Source organism: Streptomyces sp. CT34 (assembly GCF_000805335.1).
GTDB lineage: Bacteria > Actinomycetota > Actinomycetes > Streptomycetales > Streptomycetaceae > Streptomyces.
Genome location: NZ_KN708638.1, coordinates 5,986,737 through 6,012,800, shown reverse-complemented (window position 1 = coordinate 6,012,800; position 26,064 = coordinate 5,986,737). Strand labels below are relative to the sequence as shown.

Sequence of the window (26,064 nt, the reverse complement as noted above, 5' to 3'; positions counted from 1 at the left end):
CGCGGAATTCCGGCCACCGGTCCGGCGGCCGGAATTGCCGAAAATTGCCGAATTATCGGGCACACAGCCGCAGCAGCGCATAATTCCGTGCTTTTCCGGCACTCCCCATCCCCACATTTTCCGGGGACGGCCACCTCCGGGCCGTGCCGTACCACTCGGCCCGGAACATAGGATCTAGCCGGTACACGCACGGATCCACCAGGTGGAGGGCGGGATTGATGGGGGACGAGAGCGTCATGAGCGCCTCAGCCGACGCGGCCGACGCAGGACGACCGGCCGGCGCGGCACAAGCGACCGGCCCGGCGGAAGCAACCGACGTGGCACAAGCAGCCAGCCCGGCGGCCAAGTACGCGCCGCATCCGTACATCGGCGGTCGCACCGCCGCGCTCCGCGCCCTCGCGGCGTGGCGCATGCGGTGGCCCGGCGCACCGCGCGTCGTCGTGGTCACCGGCAGCCCGGGGAGCGGGCGTTCGCGCCTGGTGGCCGGATTCCTGATGCTGTGCGACCCGGAGTACCGCAAGCGGCTCCCGCTGGACGAGCTGGACCCGGCGACGGTCCCGCCGGACCTCCCGGCACCCGCCGTCCCGGACCCCAGGGGTCGTACCGCCGCGCAGGTGCTCTGGCTGCTCGCCGACCATCTCGGCCTGGCGGCGGCCCGCACCGAGGACATCTTCACCGAACTCGCCGCTCGTGAAGAGCCGGTGACAATCGTGGTGCCGGATGTGGATCTGGCCGGTCCGGTGCGGCCCGCGAACGAGCCGGCGCGGCTGATACGCGACGTCCTCACGCCGCTCGCCGCGACCCCCACGGTCCACCTGCTCGCCGACGTCCCCCGCGAGCTCGCCGCCGGGCTGGCCGGTGCCGCGCCGGGCGGCCAGGTGCAGATCATCGACCTCGACGAGCCCGAGTGGGCCGACCCCGAGGGCCTGGTACTGCACGCCGAGACCGCGCTCACCCCGGAGACCGGGGCGCCCGACCTCCCGTACACCACCGACCCGGCCGCCCGCCGGGCGCTCGCCGGGGCGCTGGCCCGGCGCGCGGACGGCAGCCGGCTGACCGTCCACCTGGCCGTCCGCTCGCTGTTCGCGCTGCCCGCGCCCGGGGACGTCGACCCGGCGGACGCATCCCAACACCCCGCCACCGTCGGCGAGGTGCTGGATCTGCACGCCCGCCGCCTCGGCGCCGAACCGCGGACGCTGCGGCAGATGCTGGCGCCACTGGCGTTCGCCGAGGGCGACGGGCTGCCGGTCGAGCTGTGGCGCCCGCTGGCGAGCGCCGTCGCCGGGCACGACATGGGCCCGGCCATCGCCGAAGGAATGCTGCTCGCGGCACCGTTCATCGAACCGGTGGAGCGGGCGGAGCCGTTGGGGCCGGGCGAAGGGGCTGCCGCGGACGGCTCGGGAGACGGCTCCGCGGGCGACTCCGGCGGCCGTACCCTGCTGCGCCTGGCGCACCCCGCCCTCGCCGCGGAGATCCGGTCCGGCCTCGCGGACGCCCGGGACGCCCAGACCAGGATCGCCATGGCGCTCCTGGAGGCGGTACCGCGGCAGAACTGGTCGCTGGCCGATCCCTACGTCCGTGACTACCTCGCGGCGCACACTCTGGACGCCGGACTGCTCCCCCAACTCCTCACCGACCCGGGCCTGTTCGCCCACGCCGACCCGGTCGCGCTGCGGGCCGCCGTCGAGGCGGTACCGCCCGACCAGCTGGGCGCCCCGGCTCACACGTATCTGCGCACCGCTCCCCTGCTCACCCGCTCCGAGGCCCCGGTCGAGATGCGGGCGGCGCTGCTGGAGAGCGCGTTCGTCGAGGACGGCCTCCAGCCGTACGCGGACGCCCTGCACGGCCTCGGCTTCGCCCTGCCGTGGCGCACGCTGTGGAGCCTGCCGCTGGCGGGGGTGGTCTCGCTGACGGCCGCCACTCTCCCGCCGCAGGGAGGCGAGGGCGAGGGCGAGGGAGACGGAGGACAGGGAGACGGCACCGCCCGGCCCGTCGCCGCGCTGGTGGTCCCCGCCGGGACCCCCGGGGCCCGCCCGCTCCCCGACTCGGACACCACCGCCCTCCTCCTCCACGATCTGCTGCGCCCCGGATACCTCGACGCCGACCCCGTGCAGGTGCGGCGCCCCTCGGAGGACGAACGGGCGGCGACCCCGTACGGCATCAGCCGCGGCGCCGACTACCTGCGGGTCTGGGCCCGGGAGAGCGGTGATGTGGTGACCGCGCTGCTCTCCGACTCCCCGTTCCGCGACGCCGATCTGTCCCCGGAGGGCGTGCTGCTCGTCGCCACCGAACGCGGCGTGACGGCCCGCCAGATCCTCGCACCGGCAGCTGCCCCGGCCCCGGCGCCCACCCCGGAGCGGGCGGAGGCCCCCCTCCCGGCACCCGCCCCGGAGGCCGGCCCCGAGGTCACGCCCACCCTCCCCGCCCAGGCCACCGGCACCGCCCCCGCCGTCGACGCCGCTTCCCAGGACCGCCCCCAGGGCCTCGAAGGAGACCACTCGTGAACACCCAGGCCCAGGCAGCCACCCCCGAGGGCGAGCAGCCGCCGGTCACCGGCCCCGGCAACACGGCCGTGGCGACCTACCGCGACCCGGCCACCGGCCAGGACACCAGCCTCGCCCGCGTCTCGGCGCCCGGCCGGCCGCCCGCCGAGTACCAACTCCTCGCGGAACTCCAGCGGTTGGGCGTGAACGGCGCGGACGTCCGCGCGGTGCACACCGACCTCCGGCCGGCGCTGCTCCCCGGCGGCTACACGGGCGACTTCGTCCTGCGGGCCTTCCCCAACGCCGCCTTCTCCTGCACCGCCGGCTACGGCATGCGCCCCGAGGAGCGCGCCGAGGGCATCGCCGAACTGCTCCGGAACGTCGCGACGATGTACCGGATGGCGGGCAAGCAGGCGCCGCCGCAGCCGCACCGCGTCCCCGTACCGCAATCCGTCGCGCCCGCGCCGCCGATGAGCGCGGAGGAGCTGGGCGGCCATCTCGTCGAGGTCTTCGGCCCGGAGGGCGTGCTGCGCGCGGACGCCGACGCCCTCGCCGGCACCGCGCTGCCCGACGACACCAGGACGACCCTGGCTACGGCCGGCCTACCCCTCCAGGTCCCGTACTTCTTCACCGCCGACCAGCCCCAAAACCCGCCCGCCGGCGGCCTGTTCACGGATGTCGCCGGCCATCTCCGGGCGACCGGCACCGACGCCCCGGCGCAGGTCCTGGACCTCCTCGCCGGCTACGTCCGCATCGGCACCGACGGCCTGTACGCCATCGCCGTGCAGTGCACCGCCCCCGAGGACGACCCGAGCCAGCAGGGCACCCTCTGGGCCGTCCAGCCGTCCTCCGGCGGCGCCCGCTTCGTCAACCGCTCCGTCGCGGCCTATGCGCGCTCCCTCGCCCTCCTGGCCACCACCCGCCGCCAGATGCAGGGCGCTGACCCGTACGCGGCGGGCGCCGCGGTCGCGGCCTTCCAGGAGCAGCTGACGGCGATCGACGCCTGGGCGCTGGACGATTCCGGCAACTGGTGGTCCCTGATCGTGGAACAGATGTGGCACGGGTTGTTCTGATCCGCGTGATCTGGTCCGGCAGATCCGATCCAGCTGATCCGATCTGCCACGGGCCGCCCCGAGCGGGCGGCCCGACCGGCAGGATCCTTCCCGCCAACTGGCAGGAATCTTCCGGGTGTTACGGCTCACGCCTCACGGGCCGTGGCTCATCGACGCCGCCTGGTGCGCCGCACACAGTGCGTGTGGCGGGCATCGCACCCTGGTGGTCTTGACGCGACGAAGCGTCAGTACGATGTGAGGCTCACGTTCGCTTATGAAGGGTACCTGACATGGGGGACTCCGGGTTTCGGGTTGATCCCGAAGCAATCGGAAGCTATTCGTCAACGGTCCGCGACCAGGTGGAACAGCTCGGACAGATCCAGTCCGCGGTATCTGCCATCCGCCTCTCGTCCAGCGCCTTCGGCCACCTCCCGAACGCGCAGAACCTGGCCGAGCAGTACAACGAGCACGCCGACGCGAGTCGGCAGAACCTCACCGACCTGCTCAACGCGCTGACGGGTACGTCAGAAGGACTCACGCACACGACACAGAACTACGCCGAGCACGACCAGGCGGTCAGTGCGTCCTTCGGGGGTGCCCGGTGAGCCCGAGCCGTTCCCACTCGACGCCCCACACGTCGACCCCGCACACCTCAACTCCGCACCCGTCGACGCCGCATCCGCAGCCGGCGCCTACGCCGCACCCGAACCCGCAGCCTCAGCCGAACCCGACCCCGCACCCCAATCCGACCCCGCACCCGAACCCGCAGCCCGACCCGGGACCGGCTCCGCACCCCAACCCGACTCCGAACCCGACTCCGCACCCCGACCCGAACCCGACCCCGCACCCGAACCCCACGCCGCACCCCGACCCGAACCCGACTCCGCACCCCACCCCCACACCACACCCCGACCCCACGCCGACCCCCCAGCCCGACCCCGGCGGCGACGGCGGTGGCGGAGCGGCCGGCGGATGGAAGGACACCCTCCACGGGGCGGGCCAGAAGTTCGTGGACAAGGGCACCGACTGGGCCACGGACAAGCTCTTCGGCGGCAACAAGGACGACAAGGGGGCCGGCGGCGAAGGCGGCGGCCAGGGCGGCGGCGAAGGCGGCCAGGCACCGGGTGGCCAGGCACCGGGTGGCCAGGGCGGCGGCGCGCCCGCACCCGCGCCCGCACCCGGCGGGGGAGGCTACGGCGGCCAGGGCATCGGAGCTCCGGGTGCCGCAGGCAGCGAAGGCAGCGGTCAGGGCTACGGCCAGCCCGCGCCCTCTCCCGTGCCCGGCGGCCCGGCCGACACCTCGACCATGCCGTACCCGGCCCCGCCGGGCGGCGGTCTCGGCTCCAACGGCGCGGGCCCGTACCCGGGTTCGCCGACGACCGGCCTCGCGTCGGCCGGCGACGCCTACGGGTGGGTCAAGGCCCCCAACCCGGCGCCCATGGCTCCGCTCCCCGAGGCGACCCATCCCTCCCGGGGTGGGCTGGGCGGCATGCTCGACGAGGCCGTCGAGTTCGCCCTGGAGAAGTCCGGCATGCTGAAGATGCTGGAGAAGGTCACCGGCGACCTCGCCGCGCTGAACGCCGCTGCCGACTCGTGGCAGGCCCAAGCCAAGGCCGTCCAGCTGGTGGCCGAGGAGCTGCGGACGAACGGCTCCACCCTGTCCCGGCAGTGGGAGGGGCCCGCGTCGAACGCCTTCGGCGGCCACATGGGCACCATCGTCGAGGCCCTCGACGGCACCGCCGAGGAAATGCACCAGACCGCGAAGATCATCAACTCGGCCGCGCAGGAATGCGCGCAGGCCGAGGGCATGGTCATCGAGATCATCAGCGAGGCGATCGAGGCGCTGATCGCGTCCCTCGCCGCCGAGGCCGTGATCGCCGTCCTGACGGCGGGCATCGGTCTGATCGCGGATGCGCTGATCGACGCGGCGGAGATCGCGACCTTCGTGGCCCGTGTCGCCAAGGTGTCCGAAGAGCTGGCCACGAAGCTTGAGGAGCTGCTGAAGGCCCTCAAGGAACTGGGCCAAGCCGTCAAGGCAGTCAAGAACCTCAAGACTGCCAAGAACGCCCTCGGCGGCATCAAGAAGGTCGAGAAGGCCGTCGAGGGTGTCCGCGAGTTCGAGCAGGGCAAGGGCCTGGTGGCGAAGGGCGTCAAGAAGGCCGACGAATACGTCACGGGCAAGGTCAAGGACGGGATCCAGTCGGGGGTCAAGTCCGGCCTCGGTATCGATGACGACAACAACGTGCAGCTGAGCGAAGACGGCAGCGTGAAGGGCTTCGGCAAGGCGGCGGGCAAGTCGGCCTGGAACGCGGCGAAGGAGGGGCTCACCAGCGACACCAACAAGGAAGCCGTCAAGGAAGAGCTCCTGCACGACACGGGCCTCGCCCACGACCCGGAGCCCTACCGCGTCGACCGCTCCAAGATCGACACGCCCTTCGGGTAAGGGCCGTCAACGGTCGCTCGGCCAAGTGCCGGTCAACCAGGGGCCGTTCGGTCGAGAACCGCAGCTGAGGCCGAGGGGGCACCGTGACATCCACGGTGCCCCCTTCGCTCACCCGCGAACTCCCCTGCACCCTGGGCCGGTTGCGCCGGGCCCTCAGGGCAGCAGCAGCCAGTCGGCGGCGACCGCAGCCGTCAGCCCCACGCCCAGCAGCCAGGTACCGAGCCGGGTACGCCCGTGCCGGCTCAGCTCGATGACGACCCCGCAGAGTATGAGCGCGGCCCCGTACACCCCGACCACCAGCACCGACGTACGGGACGCCAGCCGCACCACGAGCAGCGCCGCCATCAGCGCCATCATCACCGAGGCCAGTACGACACGCACTCGTCGCGCCTGACGCGGCGTCAGCCCAGCGCGCTCGCGTTCCCCGTCCTCGAACGCGTCATCCGCGCCCTCACCACCGCTTTCGACGCCCGGCTCCGGTTCGGCATCGGGCTCGGGAAGGGGCCGATCGGATCGATCAGGCCGCTCGTCCCCCTGATCCTTGTCCTCACCCTCGCCCTTGACCTGACCGTTGTCGCCTGCGTCCATGAGCGGAAATGCTACGGGACGCCGCACGAGCCCGACCCGGAACCCGGACCCGCCCAATTCCGCCCAATTTCGGGGGTGTTACCCCATCTCCACAAGCCGTCAACCGGCGACACCGCTCTCCTTGACACCCCCGCACGCCGAGCCTCTAGCCTGAAACCGTAAAGATGGCGTCAAGGTGCGGAAAGCGCCATGAAAACGGGGGCGATGGTGACCGGCCAGGCATTTGACGTGGATCCCGATGTCCTGCGGACGCAGGGCACCGCCTTCGTCCAGCTCGGCAGCGATTTCTCCAACGCGTCGAAGAAGCTCCAGGACGACCTCAGGAACATCGGCGACCCCTGGAAGAAGTGCGACTTCGGCGAGATCTTCGACACGATCTACACGCCCATCCGGGACGGGATGTTCACGTCGATGGACTCCCTCGGCGAACACCTCCAGGGCATCGGCGACAAGCTCCAGAACATGGCGCGTGACTACAGCGCCTCCGACGAGCAGGGCCTCCACTACATCAGCGCGGTGGACCGCCCGACCACCTGACACCCGCCCCGCGGCGCCGCCCTCCCGCGCTCCCCCACCCCTCACCATCTCCACCGCCGACCGGCCGCCATCACACGAGGGACGATCACCGTGTCATTAACGCTCCCCGGCGAAGTCACCTGGGTCCTGAACCTCCTCGGGTACAACTGGCCGGACGCCGACGAGGACAAACTCCACGAGTGCGCCCGAGCCTGGCGTGACTTCGCCGGATCGGTGAACCAGGCGAACGGCCAGGGCACTTCGGCGGCCAATGCGGTCGCCTCCGCCAACTCCGGCGAAGCGATCGCGGGCTTCCAGAAGGAATGGGGCGCGTACGACGGCAGCGGCGGCAGCGGGGACCATTACTTCCGCGACGCCGCCGCGGCGGCAGAGGTCATCGCGGTCGCCTTCGACGCGGCGGCCATCGCGGTACTCGCCGGAAAGATCGCGGTCATCGTCCAACTCGTCATGCTGGCCGCCGAAATCATCGCGGCCCAGGCCACCGCGCCCTTCACCTTCGGTACGTCCGAACTCGCCGCGGCCGGCGCCACCCAGGCGACCCGCCTGATCGTTCGCGAGATCCTGGAGAAGATCAAGCGCGAGGTCATGCAGGCGGCGACCAAGGCCATGGAGCACGCCACCATGGACGCCGTCAAGAAGATGGCGAAGAAGGTGGTTTCCAAGGAAGCCCGCAAGGTCGTCACGGACTACGCCAAGAAGACGGTCAAGGACACGGTCAAGGAAACCGTCAGGGAAAAGGTCGTCGACGCCGCCAAGGAAAAGGCCAAGCACGCCGGCAAGGAGATGGCGCAGAACGTCGCACAGCAGGGCATCGAGGCCCACTTCGGCGAACGCAACGGCATCAACCTCAGCGAAACCGCCGACATCGGCAAGAAGAAGGCCGACGAATACGTCGACGGCATCAAGCAGGGCGCCGAAGACCTCACCAAGCCCAGGACCTACGTCACCCACGCCACGGACGACCTCACCACGCGCGGCCTGGACGAGACCCAGAAACACGTCGACAAACACACGGGCAACGCCGCGACCAACCACCAGGGCGCCACGGACGCCGTCAAGGGCAAGGTCAAGGACGCGGCGAAGGGCAGCGTCGAGGACGTCTTCGGCTGAGCGGAGAGGTGAATTCACCCGGGATTCGGAGAGCCGGTGTCTGCTGGATCACCAGGATTCTGAATCCGGACGAAAGCTCGAATTCCGCGTTCACCGCGTTTCAATTCCTGGTGACGGCGGGGTGGTTGCATCTGTAGCATGCTTGACTTCGCCAGCCTTGCGGCGTGCAACCACAAGGCCGGCTGCGAAAGACGAGACTGCACCGGACAACAACGCACCAGCAATACAGGCCGGCGCGACGAAAGAATGACCAGAAATCAGGTCGATGACGGCTGCCAGGCCCACCCCAGCTGCGGCAACTGACAGAATCGTTGCCAGCCGACTCCAGCTCCAGGGATTGCGCACCTTGCTGATCTGCCGTCGAACGGCCTGAAGCTCAGCACTTGTCATGGGACGCACAGAGAGCTCATGACCATTAAATGCGGGATATAGATCAGGCTGCGATGACGTGTATCCAGTAGCGGCTGGATAGTATTCGTAGCCGCTTCCCGGAGGAGCGGATGGCAACTGGATTCTCCGCATCCTCATGTGGAGTCCAGTTCGGTTGTAGGTTTCCCACTGCCAGAACTCATAGCCGTGTTGCCTGGCCAGCCAGATCGTCTCCTCGCTGGACATACCGGTCCCGGTAGCACGTACGACGACTTCTGGGCGTCCGTCGAAGGACTGCAGTATCTCGGCTTTACGACGCTGACGCGTGGCCGGCGACCCGACGTGTTGATGAATCAGGTAGAGAGGGAAGACAACGGCAAATGCCAACAGAAAAGCCAAAGACGCGAGAATGCCGAAGTTTTGCAACGCTCCTCCTAGTCGGCTGCCCTGTGCGCCGCGAAGCCTGGCTCCTTGGGCGCTTGTTCCCCTGCGGCCTTCAGCACTGCGGCGACCGTTCCCGCTGCTTCCTCGTGCCGGCTGCGGATGCCCTTGGCAGCGGAGACGATGCCCGCCAACTCGTCGCGTGCCGAACTGAGTTCGTTGAGCGCAGCGGTGTGGCGCTTGTTGGCGGCTTCCGCCTCGGCGTCGGTCATCCCGATGCCGCCATCGCGGAAGATCCGCAGATCCTCGCCGGAAAGCCGCCGTTGTCCTCGTACGGGTCGCCACCCCCGTATCCCCACAACTGCTCACCGAGTGACACTTCTGTTGTCCCCCTTGCCATCGACTGAAACCCAGGTCATACGCGATGTCCGGTCGGTCATCCGAACGGACTGGTGCCCGCGCCCCCGCCTCACTGCCGCCCTGGTGGGTTCCCTTCGCGAACGCCTGCTGCACAGCGCTGTCCGTCTCGTTGTACGCCCGTGCCATAGTCTGCAAGTCTTGTTTGACGGCGCCGGTCAGCCGGGTTATCTGGTCGATTCCGTATTCCCAGGAGCTCTTGAACTCCGCCCCGGCCTTGTCGATGTCACCGTGGCCGAGATCACTGGCCGTGGCGCTTCGCAGATCGCCGCTCGCGTGTTTCATCGCCTCCGTGCATTGTTCCAGGCGCGTCGCGAGCGAGCCCAACTCCTCAACATCGACCGTTAATTGCCCCGAACCGGACACTGGCGTGTTCCCCCCTCCCGTTTATGGCGTCCGTGAAGACAATGGCCGGCGAGGGTAGCACGCGTGTGCGCTGCGGCCGTTCCTTGTGGATCATTCTCGATGCAGTGGGTCATCTGATCCATCGGGCAGGATGCCTGTCATGGTGCGGCGGCATGAACCGACCAAGGCTCAATGGGAATGTTTGGCCTCGCTGTTGCCGGCCGTGCCAAGCCTGGCAGGCAATAGGCCGACCACCGCATGGTTGTTACTGACATTGAACTCGTGATGGCCGTGGGTAGTGACGGTTCGTGATCGCTGCGGTATGCCGTCTGCATACGGTGGGCGCAGGGTGGTGGATTGACACCGAAGGGGCAACTAGCCCGTGAGCGGGTGCGGTTGGAGGCTGGAGGCTGGTGCGGTTCGCACGGGTGAGAAGACCGGTGAGAAGACCGCAGACATCGCTGCCGAGTTACGGGTGGGTAAGTGGCGGCAATCGGGGACGGACTTCCATTGCCGGGGTGGTGCGCTCCTGCCAAATCGCGCTTATGCTTCTGACTTACGCCAATCCCCCATTACCGGCCCCTCGCTTCCCTCGCGCTTCCCGGTGCCCTCGGCGCCCGCCGCACCCGTCGCACCCGTCACTGCGAGATACTCCGCCCACACGGTCTTCCCCGGACCACCCGGCCGCGGTACGACGCCCCAACGGGCGGCCAGGCATCCCACGATCAGCAGCCCGCGACCGCTCTCGTCGAGCTCCCCGGGTTCCTCCGCGCCCGCCCCGCCGTCCCCTCGCGATACGGCCGTCGGCAGCCTCTCGCTCCGCATATCGGACACCTCGACCCGGAAGCGACGAGTACCGGACTCGCCCGCCGGCACCGAAACCGTCAGGCGCAGCGCGAAATCCCTCCCCGGTACGTGACCGTGCCGCACGGCATTGGCGGCGAGTTCCCCGGCGATCGCGGTGACGGACTCATTGATCCCGCCATCGTAGGAATACCCCCACTCATCGAGCCGGTGCGACGTCAGCCGGCGGGCCAGCCGGGCTCCGCGCGGTGTGGAGGTGTAACGCATGGCGAACTCGCCGATTCCGGCAGGGGTTTCGCCGATTCCGGAAAATGCCCCGGAAGAGCGGACTGTGCTGTTCATGGCCCCCACCCTCCCGTCACGGACGTACCTTTGACGAGGAGTGAAGCGCTGACCACAGTGCGTTGTACGTACGGGGGAAGTGCTGGTACGCAGCGGGCGGCAGGAACCCGAAGGGCGCGGAGGGCGGCGGACATGGCGACCATGGCCGACTTGGACGACGACGGTCAGCAGGCGGAGTACGAGCCCGGTTCGGGGATCTTGGTGGTGTTCGGCCGCCAGCTCAAGCGTTTACGGGAATGGGCGGGGATGGAACGCCCCGAATTCGGCGCGAAGACGGGCTACTCCCCCGCAACCATCGCCTCGTTCGAACAGGGGCGGCGCATCCCGCCACCCGCGTTCATCGACAAGGCGGACGAGGTGCTGGGTGCGCACGGCGTCCTCAAGGAAATGAAGGAGGAGGTGGCGCGCGCCCAGTACCCGGCGTTTTTTCGGGATGCGGCGCGGTTGGAGGCAACGGCGGTTGGGCTGCACGTCTACGCGACGCAGGCGGTGCCGGGGCTGATGCAGACGGAGGAGTATGCGCGGGCGGTGTTCGCGATGATGAAGCCGCCACTGGACGAGGAGGTCATCGAGCAACGCGTGGCAGCACGTCTGGCACGGCAGGAGATCTTCGTACGCCGGCCGACGCCGTTGTTGAGCTTTGTGATCGACGAGTCAGTACTGCTGCGCCCCATCGGCGGATGTGACGTGCTGCAAGGCCAGTTGGAGCAGATTCTTCTCGTCGGCCAGAAGAAGGCTGTCGAGCTCCAGGTCATGCCACTGGGGCAAGTGGAGAACGCGGGGCTGGCGGGTCCATTCACCTTGCTTGAGACCAAGGAAGGGCGCAGGATCGCGTACGTCGAGGTTCAGAGCATGAGCCGCCTTCACACAGGCCGGGACGGGGTCCGGGCACTTGAGCACAAGTACGGGACCCTTCGTGCTCAGGCCCTTGCCCCCAAGGAGTCACTGGCCTACGTCGAGAAGGTGTTGGGGAAGACATGACCGTTGATTCAGCGAAGCAGGACCCGTACCAGCTGGTGTGGGTGAAGAGCAGCTACAGCAGCGAGGAAGGCGGTGAATGCGTCGAGGTCGCGCCTGACGTCACCGGTATGCACATCCGCGACTCGAAAGACATCACGCGTTCCGCGCTGACAGCCTCGCCCGTCGCCTGGGCCGCATTCGTCGACTTCGCCATAGGCCAGTCGACCTGACGGGTACGGGTGGCTCTCAGCCCCTCCGAGGCGCGAAGTACCGAGCGCCCCGAACTCCCATCCCTCCCAAATGTATTGGGGTCCGCAGCCCAAAGGCCGCGGACCCCAATACGTCTTTTTCGCTCTTGCCTAGTTCAGAGCCTTACCGGCCGGGCGGCTGCGTGGGCGGCGCCTGCGGGTACGAACCGGGTGCGCCGGGCTGCTGCTGATACGGGCCCTGGTTCGGCACAAAGCCGCCGGGGCCACCAGGCCCACCCGGACCACCGAAGCCACCGGGTCCACCGGGCGGCGGGCCATTACGCCCATTCTTCTTCTTGGCCACCATCACCACGACCAGGATGATGACGAGAACGACCAGTACACCACCGACGATTCCGATGATGGCGACGGAGCTAAGACCCTTGCTGCTGTTGACCTTCGGGTCGACGCCGTTGTTGCCGGCTGCGCTGGAGGCGTCAGAGGAAGAACCGCCCTTCAGCGCAGGGAACGGGCCGTCCTTGGCCCCGGCGGGAACATCCTTGGTCAGGGCACTGTAGGGCTTGATGAAGCCATAGCCGTAGTGCGGATCCGGGAGCTTGGCATTCTTCAAGTTGTCCGGCAGACCTGCGGTCTTGATCAGACGATTGGCGACCTGCCCAGCAGTCAGGTCCGGGAACTTCGCCCGGAGGAGGGCGGCTGCCGCGGAGACATAAGCCGTGGCATCGGAGGTGCCGTCAGCCACGTGGTAGAGACCCTTACTTGTCTGGACTGAGCCAGCGGACCTGATGTCGACGCCTGGTGCCGTCAGCTTGACCTGGGACCCGAAGTTGGATTGCTTCCAGACGTTGAGATATTTGTCCACAGCCCCGACGGCAAGCACTCCGGGTGCCGACCCAGGGTTGCGAGGAGTGTCGACACCATCGTTGCCCGTCCCAGCTACTACGAGCACATCGTGCTTCCGAGCGTAGTTGATCGCATCCTGCTCATCCGGGGCAATATCCGGCTGGCTGGTAACAAACGACATATTCACGACACGCGCGCCATGGTCGACGGCGTACTTCAGCGCTTCGGCGTACTTCGTCGTTGCGCCGAACTTGGGGACCCCGTCACCCGACTGAAGATTGATTGCAACTGGAAGGATCTTCGCGTCGGGTGCAAGCCCCTTCACACCATCGCTCCCGCCGGAGCCGTGCCCGTGGCCAGCAATCAGCGCCGCCATCGAGGTAGCGTGGTCACTCTCATCGCCAGAGCCCTGGTCTGCGCGACCGCCAGTCACGAAGCTCTTGCCCGGTAGAACCGAACCGGTGAGATCGGGATGGCTGCCATCCACGGGCCCATCGATAACCGCGACGGTGACTCCCTTTCCCGTTGAAATCTTCCAAATGTCGCTAACGCCGAATGCGTTCAGCGCCCACTGCTCATCTCTGATCTGGTCTGCCGAAGCAACCGGCGCGGTGCCGAAGAGCAGCGCCCCCGCCACTACCGCGCCGCCCACCGCACGCAGCGTCCGCGTGAAGCTCATGCCATTACACCTTCCTCACAGAGTTGGGGCCCGCAGCCCGAGAGCTGCGGGCCCCAAGCGTGTCTGCCGATTGCTTGCCCGGCCGTTCCTACTCGATGACCCGGGGAGCCACATTACGCTCCGGCGTCCAGGTCTCCTCGTCCTCCACCAGGTAGTCGGGACGGCTGCCGTCCTGCCCCTTGCCCTCACCCTTGCCGCCGTGGGCACCGTGGGCGCCGCCCATCATGCCTGCCGGGCGACGTCCGGCGCCGGAGTTCTTACCGGCTGCGGATCCCCCGCGGCTGCGGTGCAGACCCGAGCCACCCTGCGCTCCGCCACTGGCTTTACCACCGGACTTCCCGATGATTCCGCCCTTCTGCCGAGCTTGCGCACCACCGGCGCCACCACCCGACTTGGCACCCGCTCCCTTCCCTGCACCAGCGCCGTGGGCACCGCCCATGCCCGGCATACCGGCGCGGCCCGTGCCAGGTTTGGCACCCGCACCGCCGACTCCAGTCTTCGCGCCCCCAGCGCCACCAGGTCCGGTCTTCACGCCTCCAGCGCCACGGCCGGGCATACCACCACCGGGGATACCCGGCACGCCACTGAGGCCGCCGCCACCGCCGCCACCAGGCATGTGAACGCCAGCGCCACCGCCGAGGCCGCCACCCGCGCCACCAGCACCGGGAATCTTGACCCCGGGACCGCCGGCGCCGCCGCCCTGGAGGCCGTCCAGACCGGTGTGTACGTCGGGAACCTTGGGCTTCATGGAACCCATACCACCGTTAATGCCCGGTTCGTTGGGCATCTTGGGCGTCTCGGGCATCTTGGGCGTGGGGGTGGACTTCATGCCCCGCGTGGGGATCTTCATGCTGCCCCCGCCGCCACCTCCCGGCCCGGCACCTCCAGGGCCCATGGGCATAGGCACGGGGCCCAGAGCATTACCGTTCGACGGATCCGGCTGGTCGGGATGCTTGTGCTCGATCCCGACACCAGGCGGTGGTGGCTTGAGGCCCGACGACCGCACCACGTACGCCGTACCAAGGTTCTCCATGGCTACAGCAGCCTCAAGGCGCTTCTTCTGGTGGCCGGACAAATTGTCCTTGTTCGCGTCAAGCACGCCCTGGGTGCTCGCGCCCTCCTGGAGCACCTTGTTCAGGTCTTTATCGTCGATCTGATCCGACCAGGGCATATCGCCCCAGACGTCGTCGTCCCAGTTCCAGCCGTCGTCAATCGGCTTGACCTTGTCGACGGCCTTCTGAAGGTCCTGAGCGGTCAGCCCCATGACCTGTGCGGTATGGGAGGCGAAGGGCGCTCCGTTCTGGAAGCTGGTGCTGATCTTGGCAGCAGCTTCCCTGAACTTCTCGGCTGAATCGCCATGCCAGGACTCCAGCACCTTGTTTACGGCGTCCTCGAACCGCTTCTGGATACCGCCGCCACCGTCACCCGGCCCGACCAACTGATCGTGAAGGTCCTGCCAGTGCTGCGCAACGTCCCGAACCTGCTGGACGTTGGCGCCGTCCAGCATGCCCTTCAGGCCATTCAGGTCGTGCGAATTGAACTTCGTTGTGAATGTCTCCCAGGTGTTGCCACCCGTGGGAGCACTGCCTGCGTCTCCACCCATCAGTGGGCCCCCTTCTTCCTCGCCTACAGGTCAACCGGTTTGCTCTCAACGTCACTTCATCTTGTTGTTGTGCTCGGCGTCCTCGTAGGCGTCCTTCGTCTTCTGAGACTTCTTGCCGAAGTCGTCGATCATGTTCTCGATCGCGGTGACGATGTTCTGCTCGATGTACTGCTTCATGTCGTTGTGGGCCTTGTGCATCCGATCCCGCTCCTCAAAGCCCTTCCCCAGCGCGCCATCCGGCAGGTAAGTCTGGTTCTTGGCCTTGTCTTTGGGACCGCCCATGTCCTTAAGGACCTGGTTCAGCTCCTTCACGACCTGATCGAGCGCGTCCAGATCAACGCCGTATTCCTTGCTAGCCATTCTTGGCCTCCCCGTGTGATGTGAGTCCGGTCTTGCGGCGCCAGTCGCGGAGGGCGACCGAGGAGCCCACGACCGCGGCGACGGCCAGGAGTCCGCCGCCGACGATGTAGATGGCGATGCGGGCGCGTCGTTCCTCGTCGGTCTCTCCGAGGGAAACGGCGGCCGGCAAGATGTTGGAGGCACCGGCGGCGTTGTTGGACTTGTCCGGAGTGGGCGGGCCGGTGGGCCGGGTGTTGTCGTTGAGCGCGGCGACCGGGTTGACGACGCCCCAGCCGATGTTGTTGTCGCGGGCCTTGCGGACGCGGTCGGCGGTCTGCTCCAGGTGCGAGATGATCTGCGCCGGCCCCCAGGGCTCCTTGTCGTTCTTGTGCTTGGCCATCAGGAGGGCCGCGGCACCCGCCGCGTACGGCGAGGCGAAGCTGGTGCCCTGGTCGACGCAGTTGCCGCCGAGGGGGACCGTGGAGACCATGTCGACGCCGGGGGCGGCTATGCCGACGAAGGAGCCGGCCTGGGAGAAGGGGGCGCGCTCGTTGTTGCGGTCGGAGGCGGCGACGGCCAGCACGTTGTCGACCTCCGTGCTGAACGCGGCGGGGTAGATGTTCTGCTCCGCGCCGCTGGCGCCGCTGTTGCCGGCCGAGGCGACGATCAGGATGTTGTGGGCCGCGGCGTTCTTCACGGCGTTCTTGAGCGAGTCGAGCAGCTTCTCACTCGCGGCCGTGCCCTGCGAGATGTTGATGATGTCGACCTTGTCGGCCACCGCGTCGTTGATGGCCTTGGCGAGGCTGTCGGCGGTGCCGGCCTGCTCGTCGCCGGTCTGCTGGTACGGGATGACCTTGGCCGCGGGCGCCAGGCCGTAGAAGCCCGAGGTGGACTGCGGGCGGGCGGCGATGATGCCGGCGACCTTGGTGCCGTGGCCGACCTTGTCCTGGGTCGGCTTGCCGCCGGAGACGTAGGTCTTGCCGGGGCCCTCGATGGCGTCCTGGAGCTGCTTGTTGCCCGCGTCGATGCCGGTGTCGATGACGCCGACGCGTATGCCCTGCCCCTTGCCGGCGGCCCACATCTGGTTGGTCAGGAGGCGCTGGAGGGACCAGGGGGTCTCTTTGATGTCGTCGGTGCCGAACTTGCACTCCCCGCTCTGCAGCGGGGTGTTCTGGTCCGCTACCGCCGGTGCGGCGGCGGCACTCGACAGGCCGACGATGCACGCCGCAGTGACCAGTGCGCCCGTCGCTCGGCGGCGGTGCCCGGTTCGTTGACCAATGGCGCGAGATCCCACGGGTTGTCTGCTCTCCATATGTGGCGGATGTGGCGGGTGGGCCGGGGCGAGGGGTTTGAACGGTGCTGGGTGAGGAAGTGGTGGAGACGGGGGAGATGTGGTGCGGCTGCGCCGGAGCGCCGATACGGACGGCAGAAGGGCGAGCGCACATGCCGCGCGCTCGCCCTCAATCACCACTGTGCGAGCCGTCGTTGGGCTGCTCAGCCGTCTGCCATCCGTACTCGCGCGATGCGAGGTCAGCCGCCCCAGATACCGGCGTTCTTGTGCTCGGTGCTCTGGTAGTTCTGAGCGGCCGTGTCGAGCGCCTTGGCGATGGCCTCCAGCGTCTGCTGGAGGTGGGCGGCGCGCTGGTCCCACTCGCGCTGGCGGGCCTGGTAGCCCTCCTGCGCCGCACCTTCCCAGCTCGCGGCGACCTTCTTGACGCCCGCCTCGAGGTCGTCGAGCTGCTGGCGGATGTTACCGGCCGTCTGACGCACGTCCTGGCTTGCCTGCTGGATCGTCGCAAAATTAACGAGGATCTGGCCTGACATGGGGTCTCCTCAGGGAGTTGATGATGTCTGGTGGTTCACTTGCCGCAGCGGACGACCAGCCCGGTTCGGCTGGTCGACGGACTGCGGCGGCTGGGCCGTTGCGCCGCGGTCGGCGACGCGGCCCCATCATCCGAACGGGGAGCCCCCACCGGCCTGGGCGGTGACGTGCGACATCGACTGAGCCTGGTCCTCTTCGGACGCGACGTAGTTCTTGTTCGTCTCGTCGATGGCCTGCTTGATCTCGGCCAGCAGCTGGTTGATCTTCTGGCCGTCCTCGTTCACCTGCGACTGGAGCTGGTGGTACGAGGAGGCCGCCTGGCCCTTCCAGCCCGAGGTGATGTTGTCAACGACCGTGTTCAGGCGCTGGAGCTCACCCTGAATTGCCTGATTGACCGATTCGATCTTGCCGGAGAAGGCATGCATCTCCTCCCCGGTCATTGTGAACTGACCAGCCATACCCAACGTCCCCCATGAGACTCGTACGTCATCCGCGCAGTGCCGGCCAAGGCGGGTGCGCGGTGGGCGTCTCCTGCTGACGCCCCCTGCCACATTACCCACTCCACACGGTTGTTCCCAACAGGGGGGAGGAGGTTGTGACGGGATCACAACAATGTCAACTACGCGTTCTCGGAGCGCAGTTCACAAGAAACGGGCAGATGTGGTGGTTTCGGTCACCCATTGATGGCGGGAAACCGCGGAACGCGCGGCGGGGCCGCGGCCGGATCCGGGCATCGCATCCAGGTGCCCGGCCGCGGACTCCGCACCAGCCGTCCGTACGCCTCAGGACGCCTGCGGCTGCTTGGCGCTGTTCACGTCCAGGGAGGGGCCGGCGGAGAGGAGCTTGGACCAGGCCGACATCAGCAGCGGCGGGTGCGCGTCCTTGTAGCCGAGGTGGATCTGCGCCTGGTCGGTTTCCTGCTTGTCGCTGCCGGCCTTGCTGGCGGAGTCGTTGTTGCGCGGGACCGAGTAGCGCAGGCCGGTGTCGGTGACCAGGAAGAGGCTGCCGGAACTCTGGGAGGCGGTGTCCACCTGCTGGTAGAGCAGGCCGCTGCCCGGGGTGACGTACGAGGTGGCACCGGCCGCGATCTTGGCCGGGTAGTCCTTGCCGACCCAAGTGGTCATGTCCGGCACGCCGTTGGCGTAGCCCAGCTTGTCGGCGCCCGGGTACTTGGTGTTGGTGCCCTTGTAGACACTGCACGAGACACCGTTCGGGGTGGGGCTGGACAGCCCGCCGGTCTGGGAGCCGTGCGCGAAGTCGTTGGCCGCGCTGACGGTCTCGGTGGGCCAGGGGTTGTCGATGCCCACGAGGGGGACCTTGCCCAGGAAGGTGACCGGGTGGTTGGTGTCGTCGAGCTTCGGGTGGACGCTGCCGATCGCCACGTTCACCGGCTGGAGGGCGGTGCCGCTGCCGTTCACCTGGGCCGCGTTGGTGCCCTGCGCCAGGAGGTTGGCGACGAAGTTCGTGACCTGCTCGACGCCGTCCTTGACGACCACGTACTTCTGGCCGTCGCCGGCCTGGAGGAGCGAGCCGACCTTCCTGGCCGCGGCCGGGACGTTGCTGTCGGTGGTCGTCGTGCCCGCTCCGTCGACGCTGGGCATGCTGATCGCGAACGGGCTCTTGACCAGCGTGTTCATGAACTCCGCGGTCACCTTCTGGGGTTCGGCCTGGGAGCCGAAGATGGTGCGGCGCAGCGCCCGGTCGGCCTCGGTGTCGACGTGCTTGACGCCGGTCTTCGCCTCCGCCATCGCCTGCTTGCCGTCCGCGATCATCTGGAACGCGAACCCGTTGTGGTCGATCAGCCACTTCACGCCGTCGGGGTCCTCGACGTAGAGCGCCTGGTGCAGGTCGAGCTTGCCCTTGCGGGTGTCGTCGATGTTCTGCTTGTCCTTGCCGTCGAGCACGAAGACGGCCTGCTGGCTCTTGTTGTTCTCGCCGCTGCCGGGGCGGTCGCACACCGCCCAGGTCTTCGGCTTGTCGACCTGGGACGGGTCGGGCAGCCGGTCCGGGGCGTACGGGATGCCGATCGCCGCGCCGTGCGTCAGCTTTCCGGAGTCCAGCTCTTGTTCCTTGACCTTGACGACCTGAAACTTCTGCGGGTCGAGAAGGAGCCTGGCCGACGCGAGATTCAGGATGGGGTGGAGCAGTTTCTCCTTTTTGCCGTTGGCGTCCTTGCTCTCCAGCACGACATAACGGGTGGTCGATTTATCCCCGACAAGGACATTCGTCCCCACCGAGTCCCACCCCTGCGGCGCCACCGGCTGGAAAATGCCCCAGGCCCCGAACCCCATGCACACCAGGGCCCCCATCACCACGCTGGGCACCACCGCTTTCAGCGGCTTGGGCGCGCTTTCGATCGAGCCGTTCGGCAGCGGCTTCAGAAATGCCGCATTCGTGCGCTTTCGCGCGAACGAATACGCATTCAGCTCGTCCCGACGTGATGCCATTGTTGCTTTCTCTCCCCGCCTGTTGGATCCACATCGACCGCCCCCGGCACTCACGCCGTAGCGCCCTCTACTATGCCGTGTATCGATCGAGCCGTACGGTACGGGTGCCACCTTCCAGCGCACCAGTCCGACGCATCTGTCTCTGCGGCGACCGATACGCCCAGAGGCACCATCACCAGTAGAGGAGCAGGCCGGGGGATGTCCAGCGCCACCAGGGCTCGACGCCGCAATGGGCGGCAACAGCAGCAACAGCCTTCCGCTGCACCGCAATACGCGGGAAATGCGGGCCAAAACGGCACAGCTCCGGGCAACAGAGGAAATGGCGGCCGAGGCGCGGTCGGTCCGGTGTCGCCGCGGCTCCGTCAGCAGGCCGGCACCATCGGCGGCATCCGCGTCCAGCAGCTGGCCATCATCGAACTCGCCGCGGCGCTGGTGCTGGTGGGCTGGTCGATCCACCCGGCCGCGCTGACCGCGGCCGTCGTGGTGGCGGCCCTTCTGGTCGTCTTCGCGATCGGCCGGCGGCGGAAGATCCCGCTGCCGGAGTGGATCACCACCGTGCGCGCGATGAAGCGCCGCGGCAAGAACAGCGGCGCCGCGCTCGCGGCCACCCAGGGCGTCGACCCGGCCATCGCCCCGGTCGTGGAGTGCGATCCCGCGCTGCGCACGTACGAGTACACGGCCGAGTCCGACCAGCGGGCCATCGGGTTCGTCGGTGACGGCACCTTCCTCACCGCCATCGTCCAGGTGGACTCCCGCGACGAACCGCTCCGGCCGCACCGCGGCAGCCACATGCTGCCGCTGGAGCTGCTGCACACCGCGCTCGACATCGAGGACATCCACCTGGAGTCGACGCAGTTCGTCCAGTACACCCAGCCCGCGCCGGCGCCGCACCTGCCCGAACAGGCCGTCGCGGCCCGCTCCTACGCGCCGCTCCAGGCGCAGTCCCAGACGCCCGCGGTGCAGCTGACCTGGATCGCGCTGAAGCTGGACCCGGAGCTGTGCGCGGAGGCGATCGAGGCGCGCGGCGGCGGGATGGAGGGCGCCCAGCGGTCGCTGCTGCGCGCCGCCGACCAGTTGGTCAGCCGGCTCACCGCGCACGGCGTGCGCGCCAGGGTGCTCGACGAGCGCGAGGTGGTGGCCGCGATCGGCACCGCGGTGTGCGTGAGCCCGCGGGCCGCCAACGGCGCGATGGGGCGGGACGGGCGGGCGGCCCGGCGCACCCAGGAGACCACCCGCGCGATGCGCTGCGACGACCGCTGGCACTCCACCTACTGGATCGGTCGGTGGCCCCAACTGGGCCGGGGCGGCGCCCCGTTGGCGGCCGTCACCCAGCTGCTGACCAGCACCCGGGCGATGGCCAGCACCTTCTCGCTGACCGCCACGCACGGCGGCGGCCGGATGCCGGCGATCACCGGCTACATCCGTCTGTCCACCCGCAGCGACAACGAACTCTCCGCCGCGCAGAACGAGTTGGAGCGCCGTTCCGGTTCCGCGAAGGTCGGACTCGTACGGCTCGACCGCGAGCAGCTGCCCGGCCTGCTGGCCACGCTTCCCCTCGGAGGTACCCGCTGATGGGCACTCCCACGTATCAGCCCCGTGTCAACGTCAGCAGCGACGGCTGGCGCAACCCGCCGACGGGGGGCGTCTCCGGCGGGCGCCGGCTCTCGCACCAGATGCGCCCGGAGGAGCAGCAGTCGGAGGCGACCGGCCCCAAGCCGCGGCCCGGTTTCGGGCTGCGCGGCCCGCGCCGCAACCCGCATGTGCTGACGGCCGAGTCGCTGGCCTCGCTGACCCTGCCGGTCGGCGACGACGGCGTCGTCATCGGCATAGACCCGCAGAACCAGCCCGCCGTGCTGAGCATGCTGCGGCCCGCGCCGATGGAGATCGCGCTGGTCGGCAGCATGTGGATGGCGCAGGTGCTGGCGCTGCGCACGGTCGCGACCGGTGCCCGGGTCGCGGTGGAGACCGCCCGGCCGCCGGCCTGGGGGCAGATGGCGCAGGCCGCCGGTGGCGGCCAGCAGTGTGTGTCGGTCCATGAGGTACGCCAGATCGGGCCGCAGGGACCGTCGGTTTCCAGCCCCGTTCTGGTCATCCGGGACATGGGCGCCCGGCCGCCGCGCAACCAGCTCGCGCCGAGCCCCTGGCAGACCGTGCTGACCGTATTGCCCTTCCTCGGGCCGCGGTCGCCGCAGATGCTCGGCCGGGTCGACCTGGTCGGCCTGCAGCGGCTCTCGCCCGAGGAGGCGGAGGTGGTGACGCGCATCATGCGGCTGCCCGAGCAGGTCGGCGCGGTGCTGCCGACGCTGAGCGACAACGCCATGCTGTGGTGCCGCCGCGACGGCGACCACCAGTTCGTCATGACCCAGCCCACGGAGGCGGAGACCAACCTGCTCGGCGGGCCGCGCCGTATGGACTGACCACCATGGCGGGCCGGTTGACCGCGCGGCGCCGCGTGCGGCGCGTGACCGGCCCCCGGGCACGATCTGCGGGCGCACCCGAGGGTGCGCCCGCAGGTGTGCCCACCGGGCTTGAAGACGACATGACATCGACTGCCGTTATGGGCCGACTCTTGATTAGGCTGTATGGAGAGCCGCAGGAGCACATCACGTCGGCAGTGCACGACGGCAGTCGATACGGGGATGGAGACAAGCAGTGGTGGCGCAACCCCGGGTGGCGTGTTCCGACTTCCGTGACATCCGTTCGATCCGCCTGTATCCGGTCCTGCCGTTCAGGTGCGTTGCAGTAGACCAGGAGGCACAGTGAAAGACCAGGAGGCTTTCCGTCCGGACGGGAACGATCCTGAGGACGACCAGTCGGAGTTCGACCTGACCGGTGAGTTCAAGATCGATTTCGCGGCTCCGGCCTGGTACGGCAGCAACGACACCAGTGGCGGCGCGGGCACCGCGGCCACCCCCGCGGCTCCCGCACAGAGCGCCCCCGCCCCCGGAGTTCCGCAGCAGGGCGCGCCCGCCCCGACCGCGCCGCCCGGATTCCCGACGCTGACCCCGCCCGGTGCGGACGGCGCGGGCGGCACCGCACCGGCCGCCGCACCTGACGCGCAGTCGGCTCCGGCGGCGTCCGGCGACGCCTCCCCGGGCCCGGCCGCCGACGGCGAGCAGTCCGGCGGCAACGTCCGCTCGGGCAAGGGCGTCGACCCCTCGGCCTCCCTCTGGGACGACGACGATGACCCGGAGCCGGCGGCGGCACCCGAGCCGCAGGCCGCCGCTCCGGCGGCGCCGCAGCCGGACGCCGCCGCGCCCAACTCGCCCGCGCAGGACGCCCCGACGGCCGCCGAGGCGCCGGTGGCGGCGCCCGGACCCGAGGCCGCCGCCCAGCCGCAGCAGCCCGCACCTGCCGCCGCACCGCCCGCGCAGGGCGTGCCCCAGCCCCAGCAGGGCGCCCCCGCGCAGGGTGTGCCCCAGCAGGGCGTTGCCCCGCAGCAAGGGGCGCCGCAGGGTGCGCCGCAGCAGGGCATGCCGCCGCAGGGCGCCCCCTGGGCCGGTGCGGACGGGCAGCAGCAGGGCGTGCCCGCCCAGGGCGCCCCGGCGCAGGGCGGGTTGCCGCCGCTGCCGCCGGAGTTCCAGCCCGCCGACCCGCGGATGGCCCAGGCACAGGCCCAGGCCGGGCAGCAACCGCCGCAGGGCCAGTACCCGCAGCAGCAGCCGGCCCAGCCGCAGCAGGCGCAGCACCCGCAGGCGCCGCAGCAGGGCTACCCGCAACAGGCCCAGCAGCCGCCGCAGCAGGGCGGCTACCCGCAACAGCAGCAGGGCGCACCCGCGCAGCAGCAGCCGGCCTACGGCTACCCGCAGCCCGCGTACGGCTACCCCCAGGGGGCCCAGCCACAGGGCCAGCCGCAGCCGCAGGGCCAGCAGCCCAACGCGCCCGCGCAGCAGCCCGCTTACGGCTACCCGCAGCCCGGCCCCCAGGGCTACCCGCAGCAGGGCCAGCCACAGGGCCAGCCGCAGCCGCAGGGCCAGCAGCCCAACGCGCCCGCGCAGCAGCCCGCTTACGGCTACCCGCAGCCCGGCCCCCAGGGCTACCCGCAGCAGGGCCAGCAGCCCGGTTATCCGCAGCAGGCCCAGCAGCCGCAGCAGCAGGCCCAGGCACCGCAGCAGGGCCAGCAGGCACAGCCGGCACAGCACCAGCCGCTGCCCGGCCAGCAGGCCGCCGACCCCAACGCCGCGGCGAACTACGCCCAGTACTCCCAGCCGGGCCAGCAGCAGCCCCAGCGGGCCACCCCCGGTGCGCCGCTCGGCTACAGCGCGGCCGTCGAGCTGACCTCGGACCGGCTGCTGCGCAACCAGCCCAAGAAGCGCAAGCCGGGCGCCAACGCCCAGCCGTCCAAGTTCAAGCTGGGCGCGAAGAAGGAGCAGGAGGAGCGGCAGCGGAAGCTGGAGCTGATCCGCACGCCGGTGCTGTCCTGCTACCGGATCGCGGTCATCAGCCTCAAGGGCGGCGTCGGCAAGACGACGACCACCACCGCGCTGGGCTCCACCCTCGCGTCCGAGCGGCAGGACAAGATCCTCGCGATCGACGCCAACCCGGACGCCGGCACGCTCGGCCGCCGGGTGCGCCGCGAGACCGGCGCGACCATCCGTGACCTGGTGCAGGCGATCCCGCACCTGCACAGCTACATGGACATCCGCCGGTTCACCTCGCAGTCCCCCTCGGGCCTGGAGATCCTCGCCAACGACGTCGACCCGGCCGTCTCGACGACCTTCAACGACGAGGACTACCGGCGGGCGATCGACATCCTCGGCAAGCAGTACCCGATCATCCTCACCGACTCGGGCACCGGCCTCCTGTACAGCGCGATGCGCGGAGTCCTCGACCTCGCCGACCAGTTGATCATCATCTCCACCCCGTCCGTGGACGGCGCCAGCAGCGCCAGCACCACCCTGGACTGGCTGTCCGCGCACGGCTACGCCGACCTGGTGCAGCGCGGCATCACGGTCATCTCGGGTGTCCGCGAGACCGGCAAGATGATCAAGATCGACGACATCGTGTCGCACTTCGAGACCCGCTGCCGCGGTGTGGTGGTGGTCCCCTTCGACGAGCACCTCGCCGCCGGCGCCGAGGTCGACCTCGACATGATGCGGCCCAAGACCCGCGAGGCGTACTTCAACCTCTCCGCCCTGGTGGCCGAGGACTTCGCCCGCCAGCAGCAGGCGCAGGGCATGTACGCGCAGCAACAGCACATGGGCCAGCAGCAGATGGGCGACCCGTATGCCCAGCAGCAACAGCAGTACGCGCAGCAGCAGTACGCCCAGCAGGCCCAGCAGCAGCCGCAGCAGGGCCAGCCGCCGGCCGGCTACCCGCCGCAGCAGGGCGGCTGGACCCAGCAGCCCGCCGCCCAACCGCCGGCCGGCTGGCAGCAGCAACAGCCCGCTCCGGACGCGCCGTTGCCGGAACAGGGCGGCTGGACGCAGCAGCAGCCCCCGCCGCAGTGAGCGGGGCGTAGCGCGGCGCGGCAGCGCGAAGGGGTGGGGCCCGGCAGATCAACTGCCGGGCCCCACCCCTTCGTTGTGTCCCGTGGCGCGGGTTCTGGTGTGCGCTGCCGCCGGGTCAGCCCGCGTCGGCGTCGGCGATCAGCCCACGGGCCTGCTTCACGTCGATCGCCATCCGCTCCAACAGGGCGTCCAGCGTGGCGAACTTCTCCTGCCCGCGGATGTACGCCAGGAACTCCACCGCGACGTGCAGCCCGTACAGATCCAGGCCCACCCGGTCGATGGCGTACGCCTCCACCGTGCGCACCTTGCCGTCGAACTGCGGATTGGTGCCGACGGAGATGGCCGCCGGCATCGCCTCGCCCTCGACGTGCAGCAGCCCCGCGTACACCCCGTCGGCCGGGATGGCGGTGTGCGGCAGGGTCTCCACGTTGGCCGTGGGAAAGCCCAGTTCGCGTCCGCGCTGCGCGCCCCGTACGACCACGCCCTCGACGCGGTGCGGCCGGCCCAGCACCCCCCCCGCGCCCGCCACGTCGCCCTCCGCGACCAGCCGGCGGACGAGGGTGGAGGAGAACGGCTCGCCGCCGCCCGCGGTGCCGCGCTCGAAGAGGTCGATGACCTCGACCGCGTAGTCGTAGGTCCGGCCGAGCTCGGCGAGCGTGTCGACGGTGCCCTGCGCCCGGTGCCCGAAGCGGAAGTTGGGGCCCTCCACGACGACCTGCGCGTGCAGCTTGTCGACCAGCACCTTGACCACGAAGTCGGCCGGCGACAGCTTCGAGAACTCCTTGGTGAACGGCAGGATCAGCACCGCGTCCACGCCCAGCCCGGCCATCAGCTCCGCCCG

The 26,064-nt window shown here is 69.4% G+C and carries 24 protein-coding genes; 12 read left to right on the top strand and 12 right to left on the bottom strand.

Features of this window, described 5'->3' with window-relative positions:
• Positions 1-317: 317 nt before the first annotated feature.
• The 4 genes from RZ84_RS26330 to RZ84_RS35200 all read left to right on the top strand — a co-directional run bounded on the left by RZ84_RS26330 (position 318) and on the right by RZ84_RS35200 (position 5,978).
• Positions 318-2,504, top strand: a complete 2,187-nt coding sequence (locus tag RZ84_RS26330; RefSeq protein ID WP_043270881.1) for a hypothetical protein — start codon at positions 318-320, stop codon at positions 2,502-2,504.
• Positions 2,501-3,556, top strand: a complete 1,056-nt coding sequence (locus RZ84_RS26325; protein WP_043266378.1) for an SUKH-4 family immunity protein — start codon at positions 2,501-2,503, stop codon at positions 3,554-3,556. Before RZ84_RS26330 ends, RZ84_RS26325 begins: the two co-directional genes overlap by 4 nt.
• 269 nt (positions 3,557-3,825) lie before the next feature.
• Positions 3,826-4,140, top strand: coding sequence for a WXG100 family type VII secretion target (locus RZ84_RS26320; RefSeq protein ID WP_078894206.1), 315 nt, complete (start codon positions 3,826-3,828; stop codon positions 4,138-4,140).
• Positions 4,137-5,978, top strand: coding sequence for a WXG100-like domain-containing protein (locus tag RZ84_RS35200; RefSeq protein WP_157878899.1), 1,842 nt, complete (start codon positions 4,137-4,139; stop codon positions 5,976-5,978). Before RZ84_RS26320 ends, RZ84_RS35200 begins: the two co-directional genes overlap by 4 nt.
• A 153-nt stretch (positions 5,979-6,131) precedes the next feature.
• On the opposite strand, the gene RZ84_RS41725 is transcribed toward RZ84_RS35200, so the two are convergent.
• Complete coding sequence (locus RZ84_RS41725) at positions 6,132-6,566, bottom strand: hypothetical protein (RefSeq protein WP_052230163.1); 435 nt, start codon at positions 6,564-6,566, stop codon at positions 6,132-6,134.
• A 189-nt stretch (positions 6,567-6,755) separates the two neighbouring features.
• Between RZ84_RS41725 and RZ84_RS26305 the strand changes: the two genes are divergently transcribed.
• Both RZ84_RS26305 and RZ84_RS26300 read left to right on the top strand, forming a co-directional pair.
• Positions 6,756-7,103, top strand: coding sequence for a WXG100 family type VII secretion target (locus RZ84_RS26305; protein WP_241777862.1), 348 nt, complete (start codon positions 6,756-6,758; stop codon positions 7,101-7,103).
• Between the two features lie 90 nt (positions 7,104-7,193).
• On the top strand, positions 7,194-8,213 hold the full coding sequence (locus tag RZ84_RS26300) for a WXG100-like domain-containing protein (protein ID WP_043266375.1): 1,020 nt from the start codon (positions 7,194-7,196) through the stop codon (positions 8,211-8,213).
• Positions 8,214-8,303: 90 nt separating this feature from the next.
• On the opposite strand, the gene RZ84_RS39170 is transcribed toward RZ84_RS26300, so the two are convergent.
• Together RZ84_RS39170 and RZ84_RS26295 are read right to left on the bottom strand one after the other, a co-directional pair.
• Complete coding sequence (locus RZ84_RS39170; protein ID WP_157878898.1) at positions 8,304-9,008, bottom strand: hypothetical protein; 705 nt, start codon at positions 9,006-9,008, stop codon at positions 8,304-8,306.
• Positions 9,009-9,016: 8 nt separating this feature from the next.
• Positions 9,017-9,235 carry a hypothetical protein gene (locus RZ84_RS26295; RefSeq protein WP_043266374.1) on the bottom strand — a complete coding sequence of 73 codons (219 nt, stop codon included), beginning with the start codon at positions 9,233-9,235 and terminating at the stop codon, positions 9,017-9,019.
• Positions 9,236-9,521: 286 nt separating this feature from the next.
• Between RZ84_RS26295 and RZ84_RS39165 the strand changes: the two genes are divergently transcribed.
• Positions 9,522-9,728, top strand: a complete 207-nt coding sequence (locus RZ84_RS39165; RefSeq protein ID WP_157878897.1) for a hypothetical protein — start codon at positions 9,522-9,524, stop codon at positions 9,726-9,728.
• 540 nt (positions 9,729-10,268) lie between these two features.
• Here RZ84_RS39165 and RZ84_RS26290 read toward each other — a convergent pair.
• Complete coding sequence (locus tag RZ84_RS26290; RefSeq protein ID WP_241777861.1) at positions 10,269-10,871, bottom strand: ATP-binding protein; 603 nt, start codon at positions 10,869-10,871, stop codon at positions 10,269-10,271.
• Between the two features lie 132 nt (positions 10,872-11,003).
• Here RZ84_RS26290 and RZ84_RS26285 point away from each other — a divergent pair, with 132 nt between their 5' ends.
• Together RZ84_RS26285 and RZ84_RS26280 are read left to right on the top strand one after the other, a co-directional pair.
• Positions 11,004-11,852 carry a helix-turn-helix domain-containing protein gene (locus RZ84_RS26285; protein ID WP_241777860.1) on the top strand — a complete coding sequence of 283 codons (849 nt, stop codon included), beginning with the start codon at positions 11,004-11,006 and terminating at the stop codon, positions 11,850-11,852.
• Positions 11,849-12,061, top strand: coding sequence for a DUF397 domain-containing protein (locus RZ84_RS26280; protein WP_043266373.1), 213 nt, complete (start codon positions 11,849-11,851; stop codon positions 12,059-12,061). Before RZ84_RS26285 ends, RZ84_RS26280 begins: the two co-directional genes overlap by 4 nt.
• 142 nt (positions 12,062-12,203) lie before the next feature.
• Here RZ84_RS26280 and RZ84_RS26275 read toward each other — a convergent pair whose 3' ends face one another.
• The 7 genes from RZ84_RS26275 to RZ84_RS26245 form a co-directional block, all read right to left on the bottom strand.
• Positions 12,204-13,562: a S8 family serine peptidase gene (locus tag RZ84_RS26275; protein ID WP_043266372.1), complete on the bottom strand. Its 1,359-nt coding sequence runs from the start codon at positions 13,560-13,562 to the stop codon at positions 12,204-12,206.
• Positions 13,563-13,650: 88 nt separating this feature from the next.
• Positions 13,651-15,165, bottom strand: coding sequence for a WXG100 family type VII secretion target (locus tag RZ84_RS39160; RefSeq protein WP_157878896.1), 1,515 nt, complete (start codon positions 15,163-15,165; stop codon positions 13,651-13,653).
• 51 nt (positions 15,166-15,216) lie between these two features.
• Entirely contained in the window at positions 15,217-15,525 is a 309-nt protein-coding gene (locus tag RZ84_RS26265; protein WP_043266371.1) for a hypothetical protein, read from the bottom strand.
• On the bottom strand, positions 15,518-16,798 hold the full coding sequence (locus tag RZ84_RS26260; RefSeq protein ID WP_043266370.1) for a S8 family serine peptidase: 1,281 nt from the start codon (positions 16,796-16,798) through the stop codon (positions 15,518-15,520). Before RZ84_RS26260 ends, RZ84_RS26265 begins: the two co-directional genes overlap by 8 nt.
• Positions 16,799-17,034: 236 nt before the next feature.
• The gene (locus RZ84_RS26255) at positions 17,035-17,328 is read right to left on the bottom strand and encodes a WXG100 family type VII secretion target (RefSeq protein WP_043266369.1); all 294 of its coding nucleotides are present in this window, start codon (positions 17,326-17,328) and stop codon (positions 17,035-17,037) included.
• A gap of 126 nt (positions 17,329-17,454) precedes the next feature.
• A complete protein-coding gene (locus RZ84_RS26250) occupies positions 17,455-17,784 on the bottom strand; it encodes a WXG100 family type VII secretion target (protein WP_043266368.1) in 330 nt (109 codons plus the stop codon).
• A gap of 324 nt (positions 17,785-18,108) precedes the next feature.
• Complete coding sequence (locus tag RZ84_RS26245) at positions 18,109-19,773, bottom strand: type VII secretion protein EccB (protein WP_043266367.1); 1,665 nt, start codon at positions 19,771-19,773, stop codon at positions 18,109-18,111.
• Between the two features lie 345 nt (positions 19,774-20,118).
• Between RZ84_RS26245 and eccE the strand changes: the two genes are divergently transcribed.
• The 3 genes from eccE to RZ84_RS26230 all read left to right on the top strand — a co-directional run bounded on the left by eccE (position 20,119) and on the right by RZ84_RS26230 (position 25,223).
• Positions 20,119-21,345: a type VII secretion protein EccE gene (gene eccE, locus RZ84_RS26240; RefSeq protein ID WP_043266366.1), complete on the top strand. Its 1,227-nt coding sequence runs from the start codon at positions 20,119-20,121 to the stop codon at positions 21,343-21,345.
• Positions 21,345-22,190, top strand: coding sequence for a hypothetical protein (locus RZ84_RS26235; protein WP_043266365.1), 846 nt, complete (start codon positions 21,345-21,347; stop codon positions 22,188-22,190). The genes eccE and RZ84_RS26235 overlap by 1 nt, the downstream gene beginning before the upstream one ends.
• Before the next feature lie 342 nt (positions 22,191-22,532).
• Positions 22,533-25,223 carry an SCO5717 family growth-regulating ATPase gene (locus RZ84_RS26230; protein ID WP_043266364.1) on the top strand — a complete coding sequence of 897 codons (2,691 nt, stop codon included), beginning with the start codon at positions 22,533-22,535 and terminating at the stop codon, positions 25,221-25,223.
• A 115-nt stretch (positions 25,224-25,338) separates the two neighbouring features.
• On the opposite strand, the gene RZ84_RS26225 is transcribed toward RZ84_RS26230, so the two are convergent.
• Positions 25,339-26,064 (bottom strand): bifunctional riboflavin kinase/FMN adenylyltransferase (locus RZ84_RS26225; RefSeq protein ID WP_241777859.1); only part of this gene is annotated, 726 nt, incomplete at its 5' end.